Origin of the sequence: Ensifer sp. Root142 (assembly GCF_001426785.1) — a bacterium.
GTDB lineage: Bacteria > Pseudomonadota > Alphaproteobacteria > Rhizobiales > Rhizobiaceae > Ensifer > Ensifer canadensis.
This window is the reverse complement of sequence record NZ_LMFK01000049.1, coordinates 49,238-64,325: the sequence shown is the minus strand read 5'-3', so window position 1 is coordinate 64,325 and position 15,088 is coordinate 49,238. Positions and strand designations below refer to the sequence as shown.

At 62.5% G+C, this 15,088-nt stretch carries 13 protein-coding genes; 1 reads left to right on the top strand and 12 read right to left on the bottom strand.

Annotated elements, in window-relative coordinates; all coding sequences use genetic code 11:
- Positions 1–64: 64 nt before the first annotated feature.
- The gene (locus tag ASD52_RS35260; protein ID WP_057218079.1) at positions 65–1,276 is read left to right on the top strand and encodes an MFS transporter; all 1,212 of its coding nucleotides are present in this window, start codon (positions 65–67) and stop codon (positions 1,274–1,276) included.
- A gap of 43 nt (positions 1,277–1,319) precedes the next feature.
- Here the strand turns inward: ASD52_RS35260 and hutU are convergent, their stop codons facing one another.
- The 12 genes from hutU to ASD52_RS35200 form a co-directional block, all read right to left on the bottom strand.
- Complete coding sequence (hutU, locus tag ASD52_RS35255) at positions 1,320–2,993, bottom strand: urocanate hydratase (protein WP_057218298.1); 1,674 nt, start codon at positions 2,991–2,993, stop codon at positions 1,320–1,322.
- 2 nt (positions 2,994–2,995) lie between these two features.
- Positions 2,996–3,814 carry an N-formylglutamate deformylase gene (gene hutG / locus ASD52_RS35250; protein WP_057218078.1) on the bottom strand — a complete coding sequence of 273 codons (819 nt, stop codon included), beginning with the start codon at positions 3,812–3,814 and terminating at the stop codon, positions 2,996–2,998.
- A gap of 1 nt (position 3,815) precedes the next feature.
- The gene (gene hutH, locus ASD52_RS35245; protein ID WP_057226631.1) at positions 3,816–5,351 is read right to left on the bottom strand and encodes a histidine ammonia-lyase; all 1,536 of its coding nucleotides are present in this window, start codon (positions 5,349–5,351) and stop codon (positions 3,816–3,818) included.
- Complete coding sequence (gene hutI, locus ASD52_RS35240; protein ID WP_057226629.1) at positions 5,348–6,592, bottom strand: imidazolonepropionase; 1,245 nt, start codon at positions 6,590–6,592, stop codon at positions 5,348–5,350. The genes hutH and hutI overlap by 4 nt, the downstream gene beginning before the upstream one ends.
- Positions 6,593–6,785: 193 nt before the next feature.
- Positions 6,786–7,373: a phosphonate metabolism protein/1,5-bisphosphokinase (PRPP-forming) PhnN gene (gene phnN / locus ASD52_RS35235; protein ID WP_057211228.1), complete on the bottom strand. Its 588-nt coding sequence runs from the start codon at positions 7,371–7,373 to the stop codon at positions 6,786–6,788.
- Positions 7,370–8,509: an alpha-D-ribose 1-methylphosphonate 5-triphosphate diphosphatase gene (locus tag ASD52_RS35230; RefSeq protein WP_025428669.1), complete on the bottom strand. Its 1,140-nt coding sequence runs from the start codon at positions 8,507–8,509 to the stop codon at positions 7,370–7,372. The genes phnN and ASD52_RS35230 overlap by 4 nt, the downstream gene beginning before the upstream one ends.
- A gap of 1 nt (position 8,510) precedes the next feature.
- Entirely contained in the window at positions 8,511–9,218 is a 708-nt protein-coding gene (locus ASD52_RS35225; RefSeq protein WP_057226627.1) for a DUF1045 domain-containing protein, read from the bottom strand.
- Between the two features lie 126 nt (positions 9,219–9,344).
- Complete coding sequence (gene phnE, locus ASD52_RS35220) at positions 9,345–10,862, bottom strand: phosphonate ABC transporter, permease protein PhnE (protein ID WP_057226831.1); 1,518 nt, start codon at positions 10,860–10,862, stop codon at positions 9,345–9,347.
- Between the two features lie 9 nt (positions 10,863–10,871).
- Complete coding sequence (phnE, locus tag ASD52_RS35215; protein ID WP_057226828.1) at positions 10,872–11,834, bottom strand: phosphonate ABC transporter, permease protein PhnE; 963 nt, start codon at positions 11,832–11,834, stop codon at positions 10,872–10,874.
- 107 nt (positions 11,835–11,941) lie between these two features.
- Positions 11,942–12,847 carry a phosphonate ABC transporter substrate-binding protein gene (phnD, locus tag ASD52_RS35210; protein WP_025428673.1) on the bottom strand — a complete coding sequence of 302 codons (906 nt, stop codon included), beginning with the start codon at positions 12,845–12,847 and terminating at the stop codon, positions 11,942–11,944.
- A gap of 86 nt (positions 12,848–12,933) precedes the next feature.
- Positions 12,934–13,776, bottom strand: a complete 843-nt coding sequence (gene phnC / locus ASD52_RS35205) for a phosphonate ABC transporter ATP-binding protein (protein ID WP_025428674.1) — start codon at positions 13,774–13,776, stop codon at positions 12,934–12,936.
- Between the two features lie 168 nt (positions 13,777–13,944).
- Entirely contained in the window at positions 13,945–15,072 is a 1,128-nt protein-coding gene (locus tag ASD52_RS35200) for an FAD-binding oxidoreductase (RefSeq protein ID WP_025428675.1), read from the bottom strand.
- Positions 15,073–15,088: the final 16 nt, after the last annotated feature.

Below are 15,088 nucleotides of genomic sequence, written 5' to 3'. Positions count from 1 at the left end.
CGGTGCGACCCGCCGGCGCCAAGCTCCCCTTTTGAAATCGCCTCCTTCGTGGACGTGCATCATCATGACTTCCTCGCTTTTCAGCGCCATGCGCAACCCGTCGATTCGGGTCAGCATGCTGGCGATCTTTCTCTTCGGCTTCGCCGGGGCGGCAACCTCACCCTATCAATCCGTGGTCGGCATCAACGAACTGGGCCTGAGTGACGGGCTCTATTCACTGCTGATTCTGGCCGCCGCGACGGTGAACGTCATCGTCAGCGTTTCCATCGGCATCCTTGCCGATCGGATCGGCAATTATCGCGTGCTGATGTCGAACGCGATCCTGTTCGGCGTGGTCGGCTACGGCATTGTCTATGTCCTGCCCTATCAATCGAGCTTTCTCGTCAGCGTGCTTCTGTTCCTGCCGATCTATGGCGCAGTCTACACGTTGCTCTTTGCCAATGTGCGCAGCGTCGCGCGGCGCATGAGTGGGCAGGACGCCGGCGCTCTGACGACCGGCGCGCGCGCGGCGATTTCGCTTGCCTGGGTATTGGTGCCCGGGCTGGTGGGCTTTGCGCTTGCCGGTGGCGACAGCATGCTGCCCGCCTATCTGCTCGCCAGCCTCGGATGCTCGGCCAACCTGCTTCTGGTCTTCTTCTCCTTGCCGAACGAGCGCGGCGTCGATCCGGGCCTGGGCAAGCGCCTTTCCTATTGGACATCCTTCGGCGAGATCCTTGCGCCGCGCATCTTCGCGCGCGTGGTCGCGGTGGCAATGATCACCTCGACATTGCATATCAATGCGGCCGTCCTGCCGCTGATCATGACCAATGCCGTCGGTGGTAGCGTCACGGATATCGGCATCATCGCCGGCGTTGTCGCTTTTCTCGAGGTGGTCTTCATCTTCGTCTGGGCGCGCATCCAGGTGAGCCTGCTGCCGGCGAAGGCACTGGCGCTCGGGACGGTCATCTATATCGGCTACATGGTCCTGCTCGGACTGTCGTCGGCGCCGTGGCACATCTATGCGCTGACGCTGATCAGCGCCTTCGGCGCTGCCGCGCTGATCACGATCCCCATCACCTACCTGCAGGAATTGATTGCCGACCGGCCGGGGCTCGGAAGCTCGCTGATCTCGGTCAACATCTTCATGAGCGGCGGCCTTTGCGCGGCGCTCTTTGCACTCGGCACCCGCATCAGCGACTATTCGGGAACAGCACTTCTTGGAGGTCTTGGCGGATTGGCGGGCCTTGGGCTACTGCTCTTGCTCGAAGGCGGCAATCGGAAAGCGACCACCCCGTAAGAACAAGGGGTAGGGGCGCCAGACCGGCGCCCCTTAATCTTCGTCAGTTGCCGAGGATGCCCGGCAGGCGCAGGCCCTTGTCCTTGGCGCAGTCGAGCGCGATGTCGTAGCCGGCATCGGCGTGGCGCATGACGCCGGTGGCCGGGTCGTTCCAGAGTACACGCTCAAGTCGCTTGGCGGCATCATCAGTGCCATCGGCGCAGATGACGACGCCCGAATGCTGCGAGAAGCCCATGCCGACGCCGCCGCCATGGTGCAGCGACACCCAGGTGGCGCCGGACGCAGTGTTCAAGAGGGCGTTGAGCAGCGGCCAGTCGGAGACGGCGTCCGAGCCGTCCTTCATCGCTTCCGTTTCGCGGTTCGGCGAGGCGACCGAGCCGGAGTCGAGGTGATCGCGGCCGATGACAACAGGAGCCTTGAGCTCGCCGTTTCTGACCATTTCGTTGAAGGCGAGGCCGAGCCGATGGCGATCACCGAGACCGACCCAGCAGATGCGTGCTGGCAGTCCCTGGAACGAGATGCGCTCGCGCGCCATGTCGAGCCAATTGTGCAGGTGGGTGTTGCCGGGGGTCAGTTCCTTGACCTTGGCATCGGTCTTGTAGATGTCTTCCGGATCGCCGGAGAGTGCGGCCCAACGGAACGGGCCGATGCCGCGGCAAAAGAGCGGGCGAATATAGGCCGGCACGAAGCCGGGGAAGGCGAAGGCGTTTTCGAGGCCCTCTTCCTTGGCGACCTGGCGGATGTTGTTGCCGTAGTCGAAGGTCGGGATGCCCATGTCCTGGAAGGCGATCATGGCTTCCACATGTTCACGCATCGAGGCGCGCGCAGCCTTTTCGACAGCCTTCGGGTCGCTCTCGCGCTTGGCCTTCCACTCGGCCATGGTCCAGCCCTTGGGCAGGTAGCCGTTGACCGGATCATGCGCGGAGGTCTGGTCGGTGACCATATCCGGGCGGATGCCGCGGCGAACCATTTCCGGCAGGATTTCGGCGGTGTTGCCGAGCAGGCCGACGGACTTGGCTTCGCCGTTTTTCGTCCAGCGGGCGATCATCTCCATCGCCTCGTCGAGCGTTTCCGCCTTTTCATCGACGTAGCGGGTGCGAAGGCGGAAGTCGATCGAGTCCGGGTTGCACTCGACGGCGAGGCAGGATGCACCGGCCATGACGGCTGCCAGCGGCTGTGCGCCGCCCATGCCGCCCAGACCACCTGTCAGCACCCACTTGCCTTTGAGGCTGCCACCGTAATGCTGGCGGCCGGCCTCGACGAAGGTTTCGTAGGTGCCCTGAACGATGCCCTGCGTGCCGATGTAGATCCACGAGCCGGCCGTCATCTGGCCGTACATCGCCAGACCCTTTTTATCCAGCTCGTTGAAGTGGTCCCAGGTTGCCCAATGCGGCACCAGGTTGGAGTTGGCGATCAGGACGCGCGGCGCATCCTTGTGGGTGCGGAAGACCCCGACCGGCTTGCCGGACTGGACGAGCAGGGTCTCGTCTTCGTTGAGGTCCTTCAGGGTTTCGACGATCTTGTCGAAGTCGGCCCAGGTGCGGGCGGCGCGGCCGATACCGCCATAGACGACCAGCTCGTGCGGGTTTTCTGCCACGTTCGGGTCGAGGTTGTTCATCAGCATGCGCAGCGGCGCTTCGGTCATCCAGCTCTTGGCGTTGAGCGTGGTGCCCTGTGGGGCGCGCACGTCGCGAATATTGTGGCGCGGATTGTTCATGGTCATGCCTCGCTCCCTGTCAGCGTTTTAAGGTCGAATGCGGTATTCTCGATGCTTTGAAGAATGGCCCGAAGGGGCGCGCGCAGGCGTTCCGCCTTGCTGGCGTCGAGCACGAAAGGCGGCTCCTCGGTGGCAAGATGGGTCGATTGCGCCAGTTCCATCTGGATGGCGTGCACGCCGGTTTCCGGGCGCCCGTAATGCCGGGTCGTCCAGCCGCCCTTGAAGCGGCCGTTGAGAATGCTCGTGTAACCATCGGCCGAAGCGGCGATATCGACGGCGGCCTTCTCGATAGCAGGCGCGCAGGTGCGGCCCATGTCCGTGCCGATGTTCAGGTCCGGCAGCTTGCCGTCGAACAGGAACGGGATATGCGAGCGGATGGAATGGCAGTCGTAGACGATGGCGATGCCGTGGATGGCCTTGACCCGCTCGATCTCGGCCAGAAATGCGGCGTGATAAGGCGCATGGAATTGGCGCAGGCGCGATGCCGTGTCGGCCTCCGTCGGGGCCTCGCCATCCTTCCAGATCGGCAACCCGTCGAAATCGGTCTCCGGGATAAGCCCGGTGGTGTTCTGCCCGGGATAAAGGCTGACGTTTTCCGGGTCGCGGTTGGCGTCGATTACGTAGCGGTGGAAGGTGGCGCGCACGACGGTAACATCAGGCAACAGGCCTTCATAGAGCTTGTGAATGTGCCAATCGGTGTCTGCGAGCAGGCGACCGGTATCGTTGAGACGGTCCCATATTTCAGCCGGCACATCCGTGCCGGTGTGCGGAAAGCCGAGGATGACGGGCGAGGTGCCCTGGCGGACTTCGAAGACGCTCATCTCAAGCCTCCAGTTTTGGCAGAATGCCGGCAGAAATCGCGGCATTCAGGGTGCCGGATGCGATCAGCTCGCCGGCCGCCTGCAGATCGTCGGCGAGATAGCGGTCCTCTTCGATCGTCGGCGAAACTGCACGTAGGGTTGCGGCGGCTTTTTGAAGTTCGGGGCTCGTTGTCAACGGCGCACGGAATTCGACGCCCTGCACGGCGGTCAGCGCCTCGATGCCGATGATCGAAAACAGGTTGTCGGTCATCTGCAGCAGCCGGCGGGCGCCATGGCAGGCCATTGAAACATGGTCTTCCTGATTGGCCGATGTCGGCGTGGAGTCGACCGAGGCCGGGTGCGAAAGTTGCTTGTTTTCCGACATCAACGCCGCCGACGTCACCTCGGCGATCATCAGGCCGGAGTTGAGGCCAGGCTTCTTGGCGAGAAAGGCCGGCAGTCCGTAGGACAAGGCCGGGTCGACAAGAAGGGCAATGCGCCGCTGGGAGATCGCGCCGATCTCGCAAACCGCGAGCGCGATCTGGTCGGCGGCAAACGCTACCGGTTCTGCGTGGAAGTTGCCGCCGGAGACGACGGAATTGTCGGAAAGGACAAGCGGGTTGTCGGTAACGGCATTCGCTTCGATTTCGAGCACGCGCGCGACCGAGCGCAACAGGTCGAGGCAGGCGCCGTCCACCTGCGGCTGGCAGCGAATGCAATAGGGATCCTGCACCCGCTCGTCGCCCTCGATATGGCTTTCGCGAATGGCGGAACCTGAGAGAAGCGCGCGAAGGGCGGCGGCGGTGTCGATCTGGCCCTGATGGCCGCGAAGTGTGTGAATGTCCGGATGGAAGGGCGCAGACGAACCCATCGCTGCATCGGTCGACATTGCGCCGGTGATGAGCGCTGCCTGGGCGGCGCGGTGGGTGCGGAAGAGGCCGGCGAGCGCGAGTGCGGTCGACGTCTGAGTGCCGTTGATCAGCGCGAGGCCTTCCTTGGCGGCAAGCACCACCGGCGTCAGCCCGGCCTTGGCAAGGGCCTGTGCGCCGGACATGCGGGCGCCTTCGAAGAATGCCTCGCCGTGGCCCATCATGACGGCTGCCATGTGGGCAAGCGGTGCCAGGTCGCCGGACGCACCGACCGAGCCCTTTTCCGGAATGACCGGGATGACGCCCTTGTCGAGCATCGCCTCTATCAGCCGCACCAGTTCGAGCCTGACGCCGGAGGCGCCGCGACCGAGAGAAACGAGCTTCAGCGACAGGATCAGGCGGACGATGTTTTCGGCGAGCGGCTGGCCGACGCCGCAGCAATGCGACAGGATCAGGTTGCGCTGCAGGGTGGCGACGTCAGCGCTGTCGATCTTGATCGAAGCCAGTTTGCCGAAGCCGGTGTTGATGCCATAGACAGGCGCATTGCCGGCGACGATCTCGGCGATGCGCTTGGCCGCCTTCTCGATTCCTGCGTCGAACGACGGATGCAGGCGGGCAGGTTCGCCGCTCCAATAGATGGTCTCGAGATACTCAAGCGGAACCGAGCCTGGATGCAGAATGATGGTCATAGACCGGTCCTTTCGCCCTTAAAGATGCGCAGATGAAGTGGATTGAAGCCGATGCGGTAGACGAGCTCGGCCGGATCTTCGATGTTCCAGAGTGCGAGGTCGGCAGACTTGCCGACTTCGATCGTGCCGGTTTCGGCGAGAAGCCCGAGCGCACGTGCCGCCTCGCGGGTAACGCCGGCGAGGCATTCGGCAATCGTCAACCGGAAGAACGTCGCCGACATGTTCATGGTCAGTAGCAGCGAAGTCAGCGGCGAGGTGCCGGGATTGCAATCCGTTGCGATGGCGATGTGCGCTCCGGCAGCGCGCAGCGCGTCCACCGGCGGAAGCTGCTTTTCGCGCAGCGCGTAAAACGCGCCGGGCAACAGCACGGCTACCGTGCCCGATTTGGCGATTGCCTGCGCTCCATCAGCGTCGAGATATTCGAGATGGTCGGCGGACAACGCACCGTAGGAGGCGGCAAGCTTGGCGCCACCGAGGTTGGAAAGCTGTTCGGCATGCAGTTTGACCGGCAGGCCCAGCGCCTTGGCGCGACCGAAGACGCGGGCGATCTCTGCGGTCGAAAAGGCGATGCCTTCGCAGAAGCCATCGACGGCATCGACCAGGCCCTCGGCGTGGGCGACATCAAGACCCGGAAGCACCACCTCGGAAATGTAGTCGTCGTTGCGCCCCTTGTAGTCGGCTGGGGTCGCATGCGCTGCGAGATAGCTGGTGACGATGCGGACCGGACGTTTGTCGCCAAGCTTGCGCGCGGCGCGCAGCATGTTGAGTTCGGCGTCGATATTCAGGCCGTAGCCGGACTTGATCTCGACCGTCGAAACACCTTCGGCAATGAGCGTGTCGAGCCGTGGCAGAGCGCTTTCCACGAGCGCGTCGACTGAGAGTGCATTGGTTGCCTTGACCGAGGAGACGATACCGCCACCGGCGCGGGCGATTTCCTCATAGGACGCACCTTCGAGCCGCATCTGGAACTCGCGAGCGCGGTTGCCGCCGTGGACGAGGTGCGTATGGCAATCGATGAAGGCGGGCGTCATCACCCGGCCGTTGCAATTCGTTGCTTCAAGTGTGCGGGATAGATCGGCGGGAAGGTCGCTCTCGGCGCCGGCAAAGGCAATGTGTCCGTCGACGACAGCCACTGCGCCCTTTTCCACCACGCCGAGGCCGTCTTGATCGGGTCGCAACGTCGCAAGGCGAAGATTGCGCCAGATGCCGGACGCGTTTGCGTTGGTCGAAAATTGACTCATCAGCCGATCCCCTCTCGTTGGATATAATGTATATACATAATAATCGTCTCGACAAGAGGAAAATTGACTTGCTGAAGGAAAAGGGAAGGAGACGGCGCACTGAATTGCCGCCGGGCGATGGCATTCAAATGCAAAAGACCCCGGAGCGGTTGCTCCAGGGTCTTAAAAAACGGCGCCTGGGAAAACGCGACACTTAGGCCGGATGGGCGGCACTCATGCGCAATCGCTCGACGAGGTCGACGAAGTGACGCCCGGCACTCTCAAGGCGACCGCTGTTGTCGATGATCGTGACATCCGGTCCCGATGTGACGTCGGGCACCTGTCGCGAGAGCCGGCGCAACACGTCCTCTTCGCTTTCGCGTCCGCGCTCGGCAAGACGCTTGGCGAGCGCGGCGGGCTCGGCCGTGATGACCGCGACGGCGATGTTGCCGAAGGCGGCGCGGAACGCCGGCAGGGCGCTTCGGCTGCCGTTGACGATTGCCGTGGTGCCGTGTTCGACATTGCGGCGAACGTCTTCGGGAATGCCGTATTTCAGGCCGTGCGCGTCCCAGGACACAGCGAAGGCGCCTGCCTGCTCCATGTCGACGAATTCGGCGACTGAAACGCTTTCATGCACCTCGCCTCCGGCGTCCGACGGCCGCGTGATCACGCGGCGAACGAAGTGGACATCGGAGCAGTCGCAGAAGTGTCGGGCGGCAAAGCCCATGACGCTATCCTTGCCGGCCCCGCTCGGGCCGACGACGACGACAAGCGCGCCACGCCTAAGTTCGAGCTGGCTCATGCGACACGCCGACCTTCGCGCCAGACCGAACGCACCACTGGAATACCTTCCTGCCTGTGGACACGCGCGATGTCGGCGCGCAAGCCGACGGCAATCCGGCCACGATCGTCGAGGCCGACGGTGCGGGCAGGGGTGGTGCTGACCATGGCGATCGCCTTCGGCAGGTCGATGGCTTCAAGCTCATCGGCGAGCACGAACGGCGCGTGGATCAGGCTGAAGGGCACATAATCGGACGAAAGCACGTCGAGCACGCCGCGGTCGGCAAGGTCACGGGCGGCGATATTGCCCGAATGCGACTTGCCGCGCACGATGTTGGGCGCGCCCATCAGCACACTAAGACCGGCGCGATGGGAGGCTTCCGCCGCTTCGAAGCTGGTCGGGAACTCGGCGAGCTTGATGCCGTAGCTGATAGATTCGTCGACATGGGCGATCGTGGCGTCGTCGTGGCTGGCGATGGTAATGCCGCGCTCAGCACAGGCCTTGGCGAGCGCATCGCGGTGCGGGCCGGCATACTTCGCCGAAAGCGCCTGCTGACGTTCAACGAATTTTCCGAATTCGGCGTCCGACAGGCCGCGCTTGGATTTGTAGTAGAGCGTGTACTGGTCCATCGTCTGGAACTGGCGCTGCCCCGGCGCGTGGTCCATCAGCGAGACGAGCTTGACCTGCGGATCGTTCTGGAAGTCCTCGTAGTGATCGAGCACGTCCGATGTCGAAACCTCGCAGCGCAGGTGGATCAGATGGTCGGCGCGCAGGCGGCCTTCCTGCTTGGCCTGGGCCAGCGCGTCCGCCATGCTGCGCATTTCGCCCTTCTGGAAACCGCCGTCTTCGTCCGAACCAAGGCGCAGGCAGTCGAATACGGTGGTGATGCCAGACGTGACGACCTGTGCGTCGTGTGCCTGGATCGCGGCGATCTTCAACCAGCGAACGCCGGGCCGCGGCGAGTAATGTGCCTCAAGGTGGTCGGTGTGCAGCTCGATGAGGCCAGGCAGAAGGTAGTCGCCTTCGAAGTCTTCACCAGTGTTGGTCGTGCCATGAGAGATATCGGCGATCTTGCCGTCGCGGATCAGCACCGAGCCGTCGAGGATACTGTCCTCCAGAACGATGCGGGCATTGGTCAGGACTTGTTCTTTGCTCATCTCATGCGATCTTTCGTTGTGTCGCGCCGCGGAGCGGCAGCAGGGAATGGACCAGGAACGGTGCGCCACGGTGCGGCTCGACGAAGAGCGCAACTGACGTGACGTGAAGCGGCTTGCCGATGTGATCAGCAAAGGTGCTCTCAAGCACGGTCCGCATTGGTTTCGCTGTCTCGCCGGGTACCGGCCCGGTCAGCGTCAGGTGAAACTGAAATTCTTCGAAAACATAGGGGTATCCCCACTTTCTCAAGTATTCCCTCTGCCGCTCCGGAAGCTTGTCCGGGTTGCGTCGCGCCATGTCCACGTCCGACAACGGCGCCCGAAACGGCTCGAAGGTTTGCACGGCCTGCGCCGCGAATTCCTGCAACGCCTCGCAGTGGGTCGCGGAAACCAGCGCGAAGAACGGGCCAAGCTGAAGGAGCGTGAGTTGAGGGATCTCGAAGGGTTCAAGGTTGTCGGCAAACGTTTCGAAGGCTGCGACCAGCTCGGCTTCGCTGCGGTCTTCGGCAAGTGTGAAGGGGGCCTTGAGAGTGCCGTGAAAGCCGTAGCGTCGCGGGTCGGCAGTCAGTGCATGTCGCGTGGCGGCATCAAGGCTGCCTAACGCTGAAAGTTCATTGGTCTCGCCGGTAAAGGCATCACGGCCGAGCCAACGGGCCGCCGTCTGCGACAGCCGGTCGTCTGCCGGCGGCGCGAAGTAGATTGCATAACGCACGGTCTTCACTTTCTTGTATCGACCGGCCCGCCGGAACGGCGGGTCGATTGTTCGCGGGATGCGATGCGCAGCTAGCCGATTTCCATGACAACATCATGATGGCCGCGGTGCAAAAAATTCTTCTCGTCAATGAGCCTTCTGCCCCATCAGTCGCGAGCGGCAGGCGTTCGAGATGCTGTCGAAAATAAACACGACCAGCAAGATGAGAAGCACCATATAAGCGACATTTTCCCAATCGGAGTTGGTACGCATCGCTTCCCAGAGTTTCAGGCCGATGCCACCGGCGCCGACAGCGCCGATGATCGTTGCCGAACGCGTGTTGGATTCCCAGAAATAGAGCGCCTGGCTGGCGAATACCGGCAGGACCTGCGGCAGGACGCCGAAGCGTTGCACGGCAAGCGGGGTGGCGCCGACGGATTTTACGCCTTCGCGCTGCTTGTCGTCGATGTTCTCCAAAGCCTCGGAGTAGAGCTTGCCCAAGGTGCCGGTGTCGGTGAAGAAAATTGCCGACATGCCGGCAAGCGGTCCCGGGCCAAAGGCGCGCGTGAAGAACAATGCCCAGATGAACATGTCCACCGAACGCAGGAAATCGAAGAAGCGCTTGGCGAGCTGGTTCGTCAGGAAATTCGGGGTGATGTTGCGCGCCGCCAGGAAGCAGAGCGGGAACGCGACCAGCGAGGCAAAAAGCGTGCCGACGAAGGCCATGACCACGGTCTGCAGCAGTTTGGTCCACACATCCAGATGCTGCCATTCGGCGTTGTAGAGGATGTTGTTCCAGGCAAGCGACAGGTTCGAGCGCGTGGGATCAATGCGCTCGCCGCTCGTGATCAACGAAAATACATCGCCATAGCCCTTGCCGAAGAACGGTGAGTGGACGTCGAAGAGGAAATTGGCCCAGCCGAAGAAGCGATTGCGGATCGAGATGTCGTCACCTTCGACGTCGGCCCAACCAGTTGCACCAAAGGCGAGCGTGATCTTCTCGCCCGGGCGTTTCTGCGTGGCCCAGGCGGGGAGGGCACCCTGAGGGGTTACCGTGTCCTGGCCATCGACGGCCATCGTCAGCGTCTCGCCACGATGGGTTGCCTTGACGAGTCCGTCGGCAATTTCGATCTTCGTCGACCTGTCATAGGTGATGACGGCCCTGGTGATGATTTCCTCGGTCCGCATTTCGACGCGGTTCTGCTCACTTGGCGTATTGGCCGCGCCGAGCGCTGAACCCGGCGCCATGAAGCTGAAGGATGACGTCGTCTTGGGCTTTGCAGTCTGTGCGGTTGCAGCGGGTAATTCGACTTTTCGGGTCACGGTTTCCTTGTCGAGTTCCACCCATGCCGGATTCGGATTTGGCCCAAGCGGCGAGTTGCGCTGGTAATCGAGCGTCATCGTCTTGTCGCGGGCGATCTTGATCTCGGGCCGAACCTCGTAGGAGACCCAATCCGCGAGATAGGTCCCGGCAATGCCCCAATTGGCGTTGCCCAGAACATGCCCGATCGAAAAAAACCACCAGCTGAAGATGAGGTAAGCGACGAGGCCGACACTGATGACAATCGTGCGCAGGCGCTTGTTCGAGGAGCCCTGCAGCAAGTGCGGGTGACGCGATGCGATCGCATCCATTTCGAGAGCGCTTAATCTGGTCGTGGAGGTCATGATGCGCACCTACTGGGCAAGCTGGAAGGCCTGGTCGCCGACGAGGCGACGGCGCAGCCATGCGGAAAACTGGTCGACGGCGAAGATCGTTGCAAACAGCAGCATGACGATCGCCAGTGTCTTTGCCTGATGGCCCTGGCCGATCGACAGACGCAGCAACTCGCCGATCCCGCCGCCGCCAACTGCGCCGATGATGGTCGAGGCGCGTACGTTGATCTCGAGGCGAAGCAGGAAATAGCTGGCGAAGTTGGGCAGCACCTGCGGCACCATGCCGAACCAGACGCGTTCGATCCAGTTGCCACCGGCGGCGCGCAGGCCCTCGTCCGGTTTCATGTCGGCGTTCTCGACCACCTCGAAAAACAGCTTGCCGAGTGCGCCGACCGTGTGGATCGAAACCGCGGCGATCGCGGGTATCGGCCCGAGCGAGAGGATTGCCAGGAAGAAGCCGGCGATGACCACTTCGGGAAAGGCGCGTAGGATCTCCATCAGCCGGCGCACGACACCACGAACCCACGGATTGGGCATCAGGTTGCGGGCGGCAAGGAAACAGAAGATGAAGCCGAAGAACGTGCCGATGACGGTGGAGAAGATCGCGATGTTCACGGTCTCCAGCATCTTGTGCACATACTCAGGAATGTAGAAGCTCTCGGTCAGGTAGAGCCGACCCTCGGGATAATTGTACTTGAAGCTGCCGTCGTCGTAGGGCGAAGGCAGATCGAACATGGCGCGGAAGATTTCCAGGCCATCACGCGGCGCGAGATCGCCGACGAAATCGAAGAAGTGCGGCAGGCGGTCGAAGAATTTGCCGGCATTGGAATCGTTGGCAAACCAGAGCGAGCCGGAAAGGGCGAGCACCAGCACGGCGAAGCCGAGCCAGGAGTAAAGCCGGCGACGCGAGTTCAACTCCTGCCAGTGGCGCTCGACCAGCGCGCCGTTTTCACTCAGATGCCTCGGGAGCATGGAAGTTGCCATGAATGTTCCGGCAATGCCGGCCTCTGTCGACAGGCGCTCCAGGCGCCCCAGCAAAAAGGCGAACGCTGGCCGTTTTGGCGGCCAGCGTCCTTGAATGATCAGGAAAATCAGCCGCCGATCGTTGCCTTGCGGGCGTCGATGATCGGCTTGTAGAAGTCGGCGTTGACTTCGGTGAAGCCAGTGAAATCGCCACCCTGGATGGCGGAGAAGCAGGCGGCATCGGTCTTCGGCAGGTCGAGCATGAACTGCTTGAACTTGGCCTTCATGTCATCGTTCATCGTCGAACGGACGACGATCGGGCCGTTCGGGATCAACGGCGACTTCCAGAGTTCGACCAGGTCATTCATGTCGAGGATGCCCTTGTCGACCATCTTCTTCAGGTTGCCCGAAGTGTAGCCGTCCTTGAATTCGCCGACGCCCGAACCGAAGGTCGTGCCGGCATCGAACGTGCCCTTGACGACTTCGAGAACCAGGTTTTCGTGACCGCCGCCGAAGCCGGTTTCACCGAAGAATTCCTTGACCGGCGCGCCGATCGATTCCGGCAGGGTGACGAGCGGGATGAGGTAGCCAGAGGTCGAGTCCGGATCGGCAAAGCCGAGCTTCTTGCCCTTCAGGTCTTCGAGCTTGGTGATGCCGGAGTCCTTGCGGGCGACCATGATCGAGTGGTAGCCGGTCGAACCGTCGGTCTGGACGGTCGTCAGGATCGGCTCGACCGCGTCGGCCTTGGCGAGGTAGATCTTGGCAAAGCCCGAAGCGCCGAGTTCGGCGTAGTCGAGCGTGCCGCCGAGCAGGCCCTGGATGACGCCGTCATAGTCGGCGGCCGGGAACAGCGAAACCTTTTCGACGCCGATTGCAGCCGGCAGCTTGTCGACGATACACTGGAAGTTGCGCAGGCGGTCGGCTTCGTTTTCGCCGCCGATGATACCGACGCGGAATTCCTTGAGGTCTTCGGCCTGAGCGTGGCCGACGAGGGCGAGCAGGGCGACAGCGCCCAGAAGAGCTTTCTTCAGCATAAGGTTCTCCCGTTTCTCCGGCTTTGCCGGATGATATTCGGTTTCAAAGAGGTGCCCTTGACGTGGGCCTTCGATCCTGGCGGGCGTCAGATGCCGGCCAGTGCCAGCGGCTGGAGGCCGGCAGATGCCGTTTGTTCCTGCGGAATGGCCGCCGGAATGTTGATGCTTGTCGAGGTCATCGATTCCTCGATGCCCGTATCGGCGCCGTAGATCTCGGCGACGGCGGCCGCCGTCAGGTCCTTCGGCTGGCCGTCGAAGACGACGCGGCCGTGCGCCATACCGATGATCCGCTCGCAGTAGTTGCGCGCCGTGTCGAGCGTGTGGAGATTGGTGATTACGGTGATGCCGTCGCGCTCGTTGATGTCGCGCAGCGCGTCCATGACGATCTTGGCGTTGAGCGGGTCGAGCGAGGCGATTGGCTCGTCAGCGAGCAGAACCTTCGGCTGCTGCATCAATGCGCGGGCGATGGCCACGCGCTGCTGCTGGCCGCCGGAAAGCGTGCCCGCCGCCTGCAGCGCCGTCTGCTCGATGCCGAGGCGCTCCAGCGCGCCGATCGCCATGATGCGCTCTTCGCGGGTAAACATGTTGAGGATGCTCAGAACCGTCGAACGATGGTTCAGGCGACCCAGCAGCACATTGGTCAGAACGTCGAGGCGCGGCACCAGATTGAACTGCTGGAAGATCATCGCGCAGTCGCGCTGCCAGTTGCGCAGTGCGGCACCGCGCAGTGACGAGACTTCCGTGCCGGCGAACTCGATCGAGCCGGACGACAGGTCGACCAGGCGATTGATCATGCGAAGCAGCGTCGACTTGCCAGCGCCGGAGCGGCCGATCACGCCGACCATCTGGCCCTGGGGAATGTCGAAGGTAACCGAGCTCACGGCTGTCTTCTTGCCGAACTGGCGGGTTACATTCTTCAACTGAAACATTTCTAGCAGGCCCTCTTTCGGGGAGACCGGTCATCGGTATGACACCTGCCATATCGGCGCTTCATGAAAGCGAAATGTCAGTTTCTTGTAGTTTATGTTACAGTTCACAGCCTCGCCGACATCCTTAACGGAATGTGACAATCGCAGCGGGATGGAGGTGCGTTGTCGCTACCTCAGGAAGCGCTCGGGGTTGAAACCGACTGGGTCAAGGCCGTTTGCGGCGAAGCTTTCGGGCGCCGGTAGGCCAATCAGCAGGTTTGCGGCAAGCGCGCCTAGTGCCGGCGACGTCAGAATGCCGTAGCCGCCCTGGCCGGCAAGCCAGAAGAAATCCGGACGATCCTTGGCGTGACCGATCACCGGCAGCTTGTCCGGTGAAAAGCTGCGCAAGCCAGCCCAGCTCTTGAAGATGCGGCGGACCGGGACGGTCGTCGCCTCTTCCACGTAGTGGGCGCCCCAGGCGACATCGATCTCCTCGGGCTGCACGTCCGTCGGTTCGCACGGCGTGGCGTCGGCAGGAGAGGCAAGCAGCCGCCCGCCTTCGGGCTTCATATAGAAGTCCTCGTCGATCTCGTTGATCTCGGGCATTGTCAGGGCATCGATCTCCGCGGGAAGGTCCACCGTGATCGCGCTGCGGCGATGCGGCACGATGCCGACCGGCGTCACGCCGAAGAGGCTTGCGACCGGGTCGGCCCAGCCGCCAGCCGCATTGACGATGACCTGGGCATGGATCTCGCCGGCATTCGTCGAAAGCACCCAGCCATTTGCCTCGCGGCGCGGAGCCACGATGTCGCTGCGCTCAATCACCTCGGCGCCATGGCGACGTGCGCCGCGCAGGTAACCCTGCAGCAGGTTCTCGACCTCGATGTCCCAGAAATTCGGGTCATAAAATGCGGCCGCCACATAGTCGCGCCGAAGAATCGGTACGCGGGTGATTGCTTCGTCGACAGTCAGCCTTCGCAGGTCGGGATTGACAGCGCTTTCCTCGGCAAACACCGCCTCAAGCCGTGCCACTTTCTCCGCATTGGCGATCATGACGCCGCCACGCTGCTTCAACAGCGGTACGTCGGAAAAGCCTTCGGGAGGCTGATCGAAGAAAGTCTTGGAGATCGCCGCGAGCTTGCACACTTCAGGGGCGTTGTACCGCAGAACGAATTCGGCGGCGGAGCGCCCGGTGCTGTGATAACCGAGCCCGTCTTCCCGCTCGATGACGGCAACGGAGCGGTGCGGTGCCAGAAAAAAGGCCAGCGAAAGGCCGGCAATGCCGCCACCAACGATTGCCACATCAAATTCACGCATGTCCCGACCCCGCTCC

Excerpts from the sequence above, each read along its gene's own strand:
- hutI (WP_057226629.1), bottom strand. The coding sequence starts at position 6,592 with ATGAGTCAATTTTCGACCAACGCAAACGCGTCCGGCATCTGGCGCAAT.
- hutH (WP_057226631.1), bottom strand. The coding sequence starts at position 5,351 with ATGACCATCATTCTGCATCCAGGCTCGGTTCCGCTTGAGTATCTCGAG.
- phnC (WP_025428674.1), bottom strand. The coding sequence starts at position 13,776 with ATGTTTCAGTTGAAGAATGTAACCCGCCAGTTCGGCAAGAAGACAGCC.
- phnE (WP_057226828.1), bottom strand. The coding sequence starts at position 11,834 with ATGGCAACTTCCATGCTCCCGAGGCATCTGAGTGAAAACGGCGCGCTG.
- phnN (WP_057211228.1), bottom strand. The coding sequence starts at position 7,373 with ATGAGCCAGCTCGAACTTAGGCGTGGCGCGCTTGTCGTCGTCGTCGGC.
- ASD52_RS35260 (WP_057218079.1), top strand. The coding sequence starts at position 65 with ATGACTTCCTCGCTTTTCAGCGCCATGCGCAACCCGTCGATTCGGGTC.
- ASD52_RS35200 (WP_025428675.1), bottom strand. The coding sequence starts at position 15,072 with ATGCGTGAATTTGATGTGGCAATCGTTGGTGGCGGCATTGCCGGCCTT.
- phnE (WP_057226831.1), bottom strand. The coding sequence starts at position 10,862 with ATGACCTCCACGACCAGATTAAGCGCTCTCGAAATGGATGCGATCGCA.
- hutU (WP_057218298.1), bottom strand. The coding sequence starts at position 2,993 with ATGAACAATCCGCGCCACAATATTCGCGACGTGCGCGCCCCACAGGGC.
- hutG (WP_057218078.1), bottom strand. The coding sequence starts at position 3,814 with ATGAGCGTCTTCGAAGTCCGCCAGGGCACCTCGCCCGTCATCCTCGGC.
- phnD (WP_025428673.1), bottom strand. The coding sequence starts at position 12,847 with ATGCTGAAGAAAGCTCTTCTGGGCGCTGTCGCCCTGCTCGCCCTCGTC.
- ASD52_RS35230 (WP_025428669.1), bottom strand. The coding sequence starts at position 8,509 with ATGAGCAAAGAACAAGTCCTGACCAATGCCCGCATCGTTCTGGAGGAC.